7 protein-coding genes are annotated in these 11,754 nt (G+C 69.7%); 4 read left to right on the plus strand and 3 right to left on the minus strand.

From position 1 onward, the window contains the following. The first annotated feature begins 71 nt into the window (after positions 1-71). Both ABD143_RS13480 and ABD143_RS13485 read left to right on the plus strand, forming a co-directional pair. A complete protein-coding gene (locus ABD143_RS13480) occupies positions 72-2,207 on the plus strand; it encodes a heavy metal translocating P-type ATPase (protein ID WP_343976546.1) in 2,136 nt (711 codons plus the stop codon). A gap of 243 nt (positions 2,208-2,450) precedes the next feature. After that, positions 2,451-4,244: a S53 family peptidase gene (locus ABD143_RS13485; RefSeq protein ID WP_343976549.1), complete on the plus strand. Its 1,794-nt coding sequence runs from the start codon at positions 2,451-2,453 to the stop codon at positions 4,242-4,244. An 83-nt stretch (positions 4,245-4,327) separates the two neighbouring features. Here ABD143_RS13485 and frc read toward each other — a convergent pair whose 3' ends face one another. Both frc and oxc read right to left on the minus strand, forming a co-directional pair. After that, positions 4,328-5,584: a formyl-CoA transferase gene (frc, locus tag ABD143_RS13490; protein ID WP_343976552.1), complete on the minus strand. Its 1,257-nt coding sequence runs from the start codon at positions 5,582-5,584 to the stop codon at positions 4,328-4,330. A gap of 58 nt (positions 5,585-5,642) precedes the next feature. Then, on the minus strand, positions 5,643-7,391 hold the full coding sequence (gene oxc / locus ABD143_RS13495; protein ID WP_343976555.1) for an oxalyl-CoA decarboxylase: 1,749 nt from the start codon (positions 7,389-7,391) through the stop codon (positions 5,643-5,645). 277 nt (positions 7,392-7,668) lie between these two features. Here oxc and ABD143_RS13500 point away from each other — a divergent pair, with 277 nt between their 5' ends. After that, a complete protein-coding gene (locus ABD143_RS13500; RefSeq protein WP_343976558.1) occupies positions 7,669-9,261 on the plus strand; it encodes a FadD7 family fatty acid--CoA ligase in 1,593 nt (530 codons plus the stop codon). 32 nt (positions 9,262-9,293) lie between these two features. Here ABD143_RS13500 and ABD143_RS13505 read toward each other — a convergent pair whose 3' ends face one another. After that, entirely contained in the window at positions 9,294-10,226 is a 933-nt protein-coding gene (locus ABD143_RS13505) for a LysR family transcriptional regulator (RefSeq protein WP_343976561.1), read from the minus strand. Between the two features lie 657 nt (positions 10,227-10,883). On the opposite strand from ABD143_RS13505, the gene ABD143_RS13510 reads away from it, so the two are divergent. After that, positions 10,884-11,729, plus strand: coding sequence for a YoaK family protein (locus tag ABD143_RS13510; protein WP_343976564.1), 846 nt, complete (start codon positions 10,884-10,886; stop codon positions 11,727-11,729). Positions 11,730-11,754 lie beyond the last annotated feature (25 nt).

Below are 11,754 nucleotides of genomic sequence, written 5' to 3' on the forward strand. Positions count from 1 at the left end.
CCCTGGCCGGCACCGTAGTTCCGACCGAAACAGCAGTAGCGCGCGAAACAACGGTCGCGACCGAAGCAGCGGTGGCGGTGGTATCCGACGCCGCAGGCCGGGTCCGGTTCACGGTGCCCGGGCTCATCGGCTGCCGGGCCCTGGCGGTCGCTGTCGAGGACGCCGTCGACGACGTGGAGTACGTGCGTCAGGTGCATGCGTACCCGCGCACGGGGAGCGTGGTGGTCTGGTTCGACCCGCAACGCTGCGATCGCGTCGAGCTGGTCGAGGCGATCGGCAAGGGCCTCGGCGCGGACCCTGAGGCGACCGCGGAGCGCACGCCCCGCTCGGCCGACGTGCGCAACGGCGACCTGGTTCGGCTCGTAGTCGGCGGCGTCGCGCTCGCGGCACTCGGGATGCGCCGCTACGGACTGCGCCGGCCCCCGGTGCTCGGGCCGACCAGCCGGACCGCCGCCACCGCCGTGACGATCTTCACCGGCTACCCGTTCCTGCGCGGTGCGCTGCGTGCGCTGGTTGGCGGGCGCGGGGCGGGAACCGACGCCCTGGTGTCGGCGGCGACGGTGGCGAGCCTTGTTCTCCGCGAGAACGTGGTCGCACTGACCGTGCTGTGGCTGCTCAACATCGGCGAGTACATGCAAGACCTGACCCTGCGCAGGAGCCGTCGTGCCATCTCCGAGCTGCTCGCCGGCTCCCGCACGCGGGCCTGGACGCGGCTGGCGGACGGGACCGAGATCGAGGTCGACATCAGCCAGCTCGGCATCGGCGACGAGGTGGTGGTGCACGAGCGGGTGGTCCTCCCGGTCGATGGCGTCGTCGTCGAGGGCGAGGGTGTGGCGGACCTGGCGGCGATCACCGGTGAGCAGCTCCCGGTGTCGGTGTCGATCGGGAGGGTGCTGCCCGCGGGGTCGGTGCTGCTGCGCGGCCGGATCGTGGTGCGGGCCTCGGCCGTCGGGCAGGACACCGCGATCGGACGGATCATCTCCCGGGTCGAGCAGGCCCAGCACGACCGGGCACCGATCCAGACGGTGGGCGAAACGTTCTCGCGCCGGTTCGTCCCGGCGTCGTTCGCGCTGTCGGCGCTGACGCTGCTCGCCACCCGCGACCTGCGGCGGGCGATGACCATGTTGCTCGTCGCGTGCCCGTGCGCGGTGGGACTGTCGACGCCGACGGCGATCAGCGCGGCCATCGGCAACGGCGCGCGCCGCGGCATCCTCATCAAGGGCGGTGCGCACTTGGAGGCGGCGGGCCGGGTCGACGCGATCGTGTTCGACAAGACCGGCACGCTGACGCTGGGGCGACCGGTGGTCACCAACGTCGTGTCGTTCCACGACGACTGGGCGCCCGAGCAGGTGCTCGCCTACGCAGCCAGCTCGGAGATCCACTCGCGGCATCCGCTGGCGCAGGCGGTGATCCGCTCGACCGAGGAGCGGCACATCGCCATCCCCCCGCACGAGGAGTGCGAGGTGCTGCTCGGACAAGGGATGCGGGTGCAGTCCGACGGGCGGATCCTGCTCATCGGCAGCCGTGAGCTGCTGCGCCGGGAGGGGGTCTCCGTCAGCCGCAATGCACAGACGTGGGTGCGCCGGCTGCAGAAGGCAGCCGAGACCCCATTGCTGCTCGCGGTCGACAACACCCTGGTCGGGCTGGTGTCGCTGCGCGACACGGTGCGTCCGGGGTCGCGGGCGGTGCTCGACACGCTGCGTGCCGACGGGGTCCGGCGCATCGTGCTGCTCACCGGTGACCACCCGGAGACCGCGGCCGCGGTCGCGGTCGAGCTGGGCATCGACGAGTTCCGGGCGCAGGTCACGCCGGAGGACAAGCAGGACCTGGTCCGGGGCCTGCAGGCCGCCGGATACACGGTGGCGATGGTCGGCGACGGCACGAACGACGCGCCCGCGCTCGCGCTGGCCGACATCGGCATCGCGATGGGCGTCGGCGGTACCGACGTCGCGGTGGAGACCGCCGACGTGGCGCTGGCGGGCGACGACCTGAGCCGGCTGCTGGAGCTGCGCGACCTGGGCAGGCGCGCGATCGGGCTGATCCGACAGAACTACGGGATGTCCATCGCGGTCAACGCGGCCGGGCTACTGGTCTCGGCGGGCGGCGCGCTGAGCCCCGTGGCCGCGGCAATCCTGCACAACGCCTCCTCGGTCGCCGTCGTCGCCAACAGTTCCCGGCTCATCCGCTACCGCCCAGGAGGGTCCTGAACGACTCCGCCCGTAGCGAGCGGCGTTGTTCAGGATCCCTAGCGATCGTGCTGCACATCCGGCTCGGCGCTCGTACGATAGGCCCGCTCCTGATACCCGAAAATCCGATCCGGAGCAGATATTGATCAATACGAGATCGGCCCCCAGGAGTTTCCGCCCGAGTTCCGAGACGAGGCCGCGAATATGACGATCACGGATTCCCACCGATGGCCGACGTCGCGCGCGAGATCCTGAGGATCGTCGGTGACCACGATCGGAGGCCCGCGCATCCGCCGCGGTGGCGATGCCCGGCCGCGGATGCGCCCGGCCAGGAGGTCCGTTCTCGCTGCTCTCCTCACGTCGGTCCTGTTCGCCTCCGCGTGCGCGTCCTCCCCGCAGGTGCCGCCGAGCGCCGGCGTCTTCATTCCGGCCGCCAGGAGCGGCGATGTCACCTTCTACCTGTCGCTGCCCAGCTCACCGGCCGCGCTCGCCGCCGCCGCGGTCAACGTGTCGACACCCGGCTCCCCCACCTATCGGCGCTTCCTCTCTCTGGATGCCGCGGCCGGTCAGTTCGGGGCCGCCGACGCGCAGATAAGCGCAGCGGCCGACGCGGTGCATGGCCTCGGCCTGAACTTTGCGGCAGATCCCACGAAACTGTTCGCCCGCGTGAGCGGATCGATCGCGCAATGGAATACGGCGTTGGGAGCTCCACTTGCCCAGCGCCCGGGGGATGCATCGAGTCCGTTCATCACCTACAGCCTTCCCACCCAGGTGCCAGCCGCACTCCAACCCCCGGGTACCGCGCTGCTGCTGTCGAACGCGCAGGTGTACGACCCCATCGCCCATGGAAGCCAGGCACCCCGCACACCCAGCCCGACGCCGGGGGGATCGCCGTGGCCGCGCAACACCGGCACTCCGCCCGCCACCACCTGTCAGGCCCCGCTCGTGCAGCAACGCCGGGTCTACGCACCGCAGCAGATCCAGACCGCCTACGGCATCGACCGGCTCCGCGCCGCGGCGTCCGGCACTCCGGTGATCACCGTGCTCGACATGGGCGGGGGCTGGCTACAAGGTGACCTGGACCGGGCGGCCCAGTGCTTCGGATACACCGCGCCGACGGTTGTGCAGGCTCAGGGCGACGGCGTCGCGGAGGCGATAGCGAAGGCCTCCGCAGAGACCTCTCTCGACGTGCAGACCGTCGCGGCGGTCGCTCCCGGCGCACACCTGCGCCTGGTGCAGACCACGGCAGACAACGGCGGCATGCTGGACGCCTTCAGCCGCGCGCTCGGCGACACCGCAGGGCCTCCGGACGTCGTCACCCTGTCCTACGGTCGGTGTCTGGTGGCCGAGAACGAGGTCGCTCCCGCCTTTCTCGCCACCACGGACGCCGTACTGGCCATGACGGCGCTGACGGGTGTGTCCGCCTTCGTCGCCGCCGGCGACACCGGATCCACCACCTGCGCCAAATCCCCCGGGACCTCGCTGTCCTATCCCGCGGTGTCGCCGTTCGTCACAGCAGTCGGTGGTACCCGGCTCGCGCTCAGCCCGGCCAACACCCGGACATCCGAAACGGTGTGGAACGACTCGGCGTACGGAGAGAAGGCGGCAGGCGGTGGCGCCGTGGGGGGCATGACACCTCGCCCGGCGTACCAGAGCGGCGCGACCAGCGCGCAGTTCCGCGCCGTTCCCGACGTCAGCGCGGTCGCCGACATCGTGCCCGGCTGGCCGGTCGTCATAAACTCGACGCTGCAGACCGTGGGTGGCACCAGTGGCTCCACACCATTGACCGCCGCGAGCACCGCTCTCGTCGCCGCCTCCGAGCGCCAGGCCGGGCGACCCCCGCTCGGCCTGGTCAACGGGTGGTTCTACGCGGCGGCGGGGTCGAAGTCGGCGTCGAACCCGTCGCCGAACTCCGCGGCGTTCTTCGACGTCACGGAAGGCAACAATGACCTCGCCGCGGTCGGCTGCTGCGCCGCCACCGCCGGCTACGACCCCGCGAGCGGGCTGGGGGTGCCCAACTGGGCCGCCTTACCGGCCACCCTCACCGGACCCGGCTGATGCACTCGGTTCGGTGAAATACCCGCAAACAGGCCGAAGCCCTGCGCGCAGGGTTCGCGCGCAGGGCTTCGGGAGCGATCAGGTCAGGCGACGACCTGGCCCTCGTGCAGCTTGCGGATGTCGTCCGCGTCGTAGCCGAGGTCGGCGAGGACCTCGTCGGTGTGCTCGCCGAGCAGCGGCGCACCGATGATCTCCGGCTTGAAGGAGGAGAACTTGATGGGGCTGCCCACGGTCAGGAACGTGCCGCGCTCCTTCTGCTCGACCTCGACGATGGTGCCGCTCTTGCGCATGTCGGGGTCCGCAGCGAGCTCCTTCATGCTGAGCACCGGCGCGCAGGGCACCTCCCACTTGCGCAGGATGTCGACCGCCTCGTACTTGGTCTTGTCGGCCAGCCACTTCTCGATCTCGGCGAAGATCTCGAAGATGTGCGACTGGCGCGCCCGGGCGGTGGTGTACTCCGGGTCCTCGACCCACTCCGGCCGGCCGATGGCCTCGGCGGTGCGCTTCCAGTTCTGCTCCTGGATCGTGAAGTAGATGTAGGCGTTCGGGTCGGTCTCCCAGCCCTTGCACTTCAGGATCCAGCCCGGCTGGCCACCGCCGCCGGCGTTGCCGCCACGCGGCACCGCGTCGCCGAACTCGCCGTTCGGGTACTGCGGGTACTCCTCCAGGTAGCCGATCTTCTCCAGGCGCTGCTGGTCACGCAGCTTCACCCGGGTCAGGTTGAGCACGGCGTCCTGCATCGACACCGACACCTTCTGGCCCAGTCCGGTCGCGTTGCGCTGAATGATCGCGGTGAGGAGGCCGATCAGCAGGTGCATGCCGGTGTTGCTGTCGCCGAGGGCCGAGCCGCTGATGGTGGGCGGTCCGTCCCAGAAGCCCGTGGTCGACGCGGCGCCGCCGGCGGCCTGAGCGACGTTCTCGTACACCTTCAGGTCGTTCCACGACGAGTCGTCGTTGAAGCCCTTGACCGAACCGAAGATCAGGCGCGGGTTGAGCTCGTGGATGTGGTCCCACCCGAGGCCCATGCGGTCCATCGCGCCCGGCGCGAAGTTCTCCACGAGGATGTCGGCCTCGCGGATCAGCTTCTCCATGACCTCCTTGCCCTCGGCGGTCTTGGTGTTGATGGCCAGGGAGCGCTTGTTGCTGTTGAGCATGGTGAAGTAGAGCGCGTCGAGGTCGGGGATGTCGCGGAGCTGACCTCGCGTCACGTCGCCGCCGTTGGGGCGCTCCACCTTGATGACGTCGGCGCCGAACCAGGCGAGCATCTGCGTGCATGCGGGACCGGCCTGGACCCCGGTGAAGTCAATCACCTTGATTCCGGCGAGCGGCTTTTCACTCATTACGGATTCCTTCTCTTGAACTGTCGTTCGCGGTGGGTGTTCGAGCGCGAGGCGCTGACTACTTCACTGTGATGTTGCCGACGGTGATGCCCTTCGGGTTGAGGTGGGCGATGTGCCCGCTCTCGGTGCCGGCCGACGGGTCGATCACACAGTCGATGAGGGCCGGGCCGCCCGAGGCGAGCGCCTCGGTGAGGGCGGCGCTGACCTCCGCGGGCGTCGTAGCACGGTAGCCCTTGCCACCGAACGCCTCGATCATCTGGTCGTGGCGCGCCTCGAGCATCAGCGTCGTCGGCGACGGGGCGTCGTCGAGGGGGTTGACGTCGTCGCCGCGGTAGACACCACCGTTGTTCATGATGACGGTGATGACGGGCAGTTTGTAGCGGCAGATCGTCTCCAGCTCCATGCCGCTGAACCCGAAGGCGCTGTCGCCCTCGATCGCCACGACCGGGTCGCCCGTCTCGACGGCGGCGGCGATCGCGTAGCCCATGCCGATGCCCATGACGCCCCACGTACCGCTGTCGAGGCGGTGGCGCGGCACCTGCATGTCGATCACGTTGCGCGCGATGTCGAGCGCGTTGGCACCCTCGTTGACGATGTAGGTCTCGGGGCGCTCGTGCACGACGTCACGGACGGCCTTCAGGGCACCCATGAACTGCATCGGGTGCGGGTTGGCCTTGAGGCGCTCCGCCATCTTGGCGACGTTCTGCGCCGAGCGGGCAGCCAGCTCCTCGCGCCAGGTGGCGGGGACGGCGATCTGGCCGGGCTTGGTGCGCTCGGCGAGCACCTCGAGCACCGAATCGATGTCTCCGACGAGCGGTGCGGCGATGGGCTGGTTGCTGTCCATCTCCTTCGGCTCGATGTCCACCTGGATGAACTTCGCGTCGGGGTTCCACTGCGGAGCCTCGCCGTGGTTGAGCAGCCAGTTGAGGCGGGCGCCGACGAGCATCACGACGTCGGCCTTCTTCAGCGCGAGCGAACGGGCGGTGGCCGCCGACTGGGGGTGGTCGTCGGGCAGCAGGCCCTTCGCCATCGACATCGGCACATACGGGATGCCGGTGGTCTCGATGAACTCGCGGATCCGGTCGTCGGCCTGCGCGTACGCGGCGCCCTTGCCGAGCACCACCAGCGGCCGCTCGGCACCCGCGAGGAGGTCGATCGCGCGGTCCACCGCCTCGGGCGCCGGCAGCTGGCGCGGCGCCGGGTCGACGAGCCGGCTCAGAGTCTTGGCGCCCTCCTCGGCGTCCATGATGGAGCCGAGCACCGCGGCCGGGATGTCGAGGTAGACACCGCCCGGACGGCCGGAGATCGCGGTGCGCAGCGCGCGGGCGATACCACGGCCGATGTCCTCCACCCGGCTCACGCGGTACGCGGCCTTGACGAACGGCTTCGCGGCGGCGAGCTGGTCCATCTCCTCGTAGTCGCCCTGCTGGAGGTCGACGATGTGGCGCTCGCTGGAGCCGGAGATCTGCACCATCGGGAAGCAGTTCGTGGTGGCGTTGGCCAGCGCGACCAGCCCGTTGAGGAAGCCCGGGGCGGACACCGTCAGACACACGCCGGGCTTCTTCGTGAGGTACCCGGCCGCTGCCGCGGCGTGTCCCGCGTTGCTCTCGTGGCGGAAGCCGATGTAGCGGATGCCCCGGGCCTGCGCGAGGCGGGCAAGGTCGGTGATCGGGATACCGACCAGACCGTAGATCGTCTCGACGTCGTTCAGCTTGAGCGCGTCGACGACCAAGTGGTAGCCGTCGGTGAGTTCGGCCGTAGTATCGGCGGCGGACGCCGTGGTTTCCCCTGTGGAAGCGATGGTCATCGTCTCAAGGTCCCTGCTGTGTGGTCCTGCCCGGTTTTATGCCTGTTGGCTTTCTCTTGACCATTGTCCGCAGTGCGCATCGTTGCGTTCAAGACCTTCCGATGACCAGCTGATAAGCAGTGTCTATCAACGCCTGTCAGGCCCGTCCCACGGCCCCACGGCCGCGTTAATAGATGCCCGCTATCGAATGTTCGGCAGCGCGTATTAGACGGAGCCACGGAATTGGCGCAGAGTGTCAGCTGAGCAATTGTCAGAGCACGGCGAGGAGGTGTTGGTCATGACCGTTCCGACCGCGGAGTCCGTGCGCGACGCGAATCGGCACCCGTCCCCGGCGATCACGGGGCTCGCCGATCTCCTCGACGGGCAGGTGCGCGAACGTCCCGGGGCCAGAGCGCTCGTCGTCACCGGGGACCGGATGACCCTGTCCTACGGCGCCCTCGCCGCCGTCGTCGATGACGTGGCCGCCCGGCTCCGCAGCACGGGGCTGCGCCGCCGAGACCCGGTCGCCCTCGTCTCCGCCAACACCGCCGAGTTCGTCGTCGCGCTCCTCGGTGCGGCACGGGCCGGGCTGGTGGTCGCTCCGATGGACCCCGCGCTGCCCGAGCCACAGATGCGCGCCCGGCTCGAAGCGCTGGGGGCGAAAGCCGTGCTCCTCGGCCCGCTCGCGGCAGGCACCACACCGATCGCGCAGGTGAACGTCCCGACCTGGAGCCTGCGCGTGGACGTCACCCGCGCCGGCACGGCAACGGCCACGCTCGAGACCGGCACACCTCCGCTGCGACACACGCGGGGCGCGGCACATGACCTCACGAGCGAGGACGCCCTCGTCCTGTTCACCGCGGGCACCACCGACCGGGCCAAGATGGTCCCGCTGACGCACGCCAACGTGGCCGCCTCCGTGCAGAGCATCTGCGCCGGCTACGAACTGGGACCGGACGACGCGACGGTCGCGGCGATGCCGCTCTTCCACGGTCACGGCCTGTTCGCCGCACTCCTGGCCTCCCTGGCCAGCGGCGGATCCGTGCTGCTGCCGGAGCGGGGACGGTTCTCGGCGCACACGTTCTGGGACGACGTGCGGGCCGTGTCCGCCACGTGGTTCACCGCTGTCCCGACCATCCACGAGATCCTCCTGGAACGGTCGGCGAGCGAGTACCCGGGGCCCCAGGTCGTGCCCTTGAGGTTCATGCGAAGCTGCAGTGCTCCCCTCAACGCCGCCACGCAACGGGCGCTCGAGCGCACGCTCGGCGCGCCGCTGCTGTGCGCGTACGGGATGACGGAGTCCGCGCACCAGGCCGCCAGTGAACCACTGCCGCAGCACGGGCCGCTGAAGCACGGGTCGGTCGGCCGGCCGACCGCGGTGGACGTTCGTGTCGTCGACCAGAACGGGCACACCTGCCCGGTCGGCTCTGCGGGCGAGGTGTGGGTGCGCGGTCCGATCGTCACCCGCGGCTACCTCGGCGACCCGGCCGAGACGGAGCGCAGCTTCGCCGACGGGTGGTTCCGCACGGGCGACCTGGGCTCGCTGGACGACGACGGGTACCTGTTCCTCACCGGGCGCATCAAGAGCCTCATCAACCGCGGAGGCGAGAAGATCTCGCCCGAGCACGTCGAGGACATCATCGCCGGGTGCCCCGGTGTCGCTGAGGCAGCCGTGTTCGCCATCCCCGACCCGACCTACGGGCAACGAGTCGGCGCCGCCGTGGTGCTGGGCGACGGCGAGAGCGTCGGGTCCGAGCAGATCCTGGAGTACTCCCGGAGCAGGCTGTCCGCCTTCGAGGTGCCCGACCGGCTCGACGTCGTCGCTTCGCTGCCGCACACCGCCAAGGGCGCGCTCGACCGGCGAGCGGTGGAAGCCCTGTACGCACGCTGACCGCGCCGGTCCGCCACGCGACGGGTCCCGGTTCACCGGACGTGGTGCTCGGTCGGCATCGGCTGGTCGAAGGCCTCTGCCAGCGGCAGGCTCTTTGCCGCCGCCACGAAGGCCCTGGCCGCCACGGAGCCAGGGGTGGCCGCGTGGGTCGCCACCGAGACCTGCGTCCGCACGATCGGGTCGACCAAGGCGACGGCGCGCGTCTTGCCGATCACCGGCATCGCGCGCAACCACGTGTGCGGCACGATGCTCGCCCACGATCCGAGGCCCACGAGCGCGTACAGGGACGCGACCGAGTCCGTCTCCATCTGCGGGGTCACCACCACCCCGTTGTCCGCGAACGCCTTGTCGATGACCTGGCGGATCCTCATGTCCGGGGTCAGCAGCGCGAGCGGCAGGTGGGCCGCCTCGTTCCACGTCATGGTGTCACCGTGGGGCATCAGCTGGTCGCCGGACGCCAGCACCATGTACCGCTCCTCGTACAGCGGCACCACCTGCAAGCTCTCCCGGTCCGCCGGGGCGAAATGAGCGATCGCAGCGTCCAGTTCGAACTCGCGCAGCTGGCGGTGCAGCTCCGTGGCCGACGACCGCGAGGCCACCTGCACCTTGGCCAGCGGGTGGGCCGCGCAGAACGCGGCCACGGGAAGCGCCAGGATCGTCGACGCCGTCGGTTCCGTGCCGAGACGCAGCGTGCCGGTGATACCGGACTGCACGGCGGCCACCTCGGCCTTGAACGCGTCCTGCTCGGCGAGGATCCGCTTGGCCCACACGACGAGCCGTTCGCCTGCCGGGGTGAGGCCCTCGAAGTTGTGCCCACGGTTGATCAATGTGACGTTCAGTTCCCGCTCGAGCTTGGCGATCGAGGCGGAGAGCGCGGGCTGCGACACGTAGCAGGCTTCCGCCGCGCGCGCGAAGTGTCTCTCCCTTGCCACCGCCACGAAGTACTCCAGCTGACGGAACTGCACAGGAACTCCTCTTTGAGATCATGGTCGGCCCCACCGCGCCGAGCAGCGCCCAGGCTCACGGCCGTGTCAGGTGTGCGCTCACCGGCCACTGAGATCCGCGAGGGGACCGCATACAAGATACGCCGCAGCGGCGATCTCGGGCCAACGGCCCGCGCGCAGCCCAGCCGACGGGCGGTGGCCCGGAGCGGACCGGAGACCGAATTCTCGTGCGCCTCCCCTCCGGGACCGGGCAGCAGCCGGCCTGCCGGTCGCGGCGACTCGCCTGGTGTGTGTTCTGTGTCGGGCCAACTCTGACCTGCGCCATCAAGGCCAGCAGCCATCTTCGCTTCCGGTTGACCGGTGGCCCGCCTGGCTGCAATGCGACAAAGCGCACGGCGGGCCATCTGGATGGCGTACCCGGCCAACCGGTAAAATGTCTGGCCGGGTGAGGGTAATCATAACCCCGCACTACTAGCTGTTCGCCAGCAGCTATTGAACGCACAGCCAAATCGGCGCACGCTGAACGTAACGACTTCACCAGCGACCTCCGACGAGGTGATGGGTCATGGCTGGTCCGCCGGCGGTATCCGAGCGCGAACGAACCGGTACGTATCCCCCTGGTGGATCGAGATGCATCAGGAGGAGCAAATGCCAGACAGAGTAAATATGGTGCGCACCGTGGACCCGGCTGCCACGCACGCGACACCTGCGCTCCTGGCCGTTCGCGACCGACTACTCGTGCTGCTGGCGTTCTCGTCCGGAATGTACGAGGCGATCTGTTTCCTCTCGTTCGGGAAGGTCTTCACGGCATTCCAGACCGGGAACATCGTGTTCCTCGGAGTCGGCGCCGCCGGCACTCGCCCGCCCGCCGGACCGGACCCGATCTCCGTGGTCGTCTCTCTCGTCACGTTCGCGGCGGGTGCCGTGCTCGCGGTGCAGATCCTGAAGGCGTTCGACGGCGACGAGGAGGTGGACGATGACAATGTCTTCCTGGTGTGGCCGCGCCGCGTGTCCGTCGCGCTCGGGGTTGTGCTCCTCATCCAGGTGGCCTTCTTCGCCGTGTGGGTGACGACCTCGCCGTCCAACGTGGTGACCTACATCATGCTCGGCCTGAACGCGTTCGGGATGGGTCTGCAGATGAACACCATCCGGTCGCTCCACGTGCCGGCCATCTCCACCACGGCGGCGACCGCCACCTTCATCAGCTTCGCGAGCGGTCTCGCTCCCTGGACGCACACGGGGCCCGCGGCGCGCCGCATGGCCGGGGTCCTCGTGAGCATGGTCGTCGGTGCCCTCGTCGCAGACTGGATGCTCAGCCACGCGCACCCCTACGCCCCGCTCGTGCCGGTTGTCGTGATCGCGTTCGTGATCGTGGTCGCCTGGATAGTCCTGAAGCAGGAGCCCGCCCCCGCGCAGCCCGTCATCTCGGCCTTCCTTCTTGGCGAGCAGGACACCGATGGTCAGAATCGCCCCGCCGCGCAGCCCGTCACCCCGCAGCCCGCGAACGAGCCCCCGGCGCGATAGCCCGTGTGGTCCGCGGTCGGCCCGC

The sequence above is a fragment of the Pseudonocardia aurantiaca genome, assembly GCF_039526725.1.
GTDB lineage: Bacteria > Actinomycetota > Actinomycetes > Mycobacteriales > Pseudonocardiaceae > Pseudonocardia > Pseudonocardia aurantiaca.

Bases quoted from the DNA above. Each gene is read 5' to 3' on its own strand.
- frc (WP_343976552.1), bottom strand. From the start codon at position 5,584: ATGAGTGAAAAGCCGCTCGCCGGAATCAAGGTGATTGACTTCACCGGG.
- oxc (WP_343976555.1), bottom strand. From the start codon at position 7,391: ATGACCATCGCTTCCACAGGGGAAACCACGGCGTCCGCCGCCGATACT.
- ABD143_RS13500 (WP_343976558.1), top strand. From the start codon at position 7,669: ATGACCGTTCCGACCGCGGAGTCCGTGCGCGACGCGAATCGGCACCCG.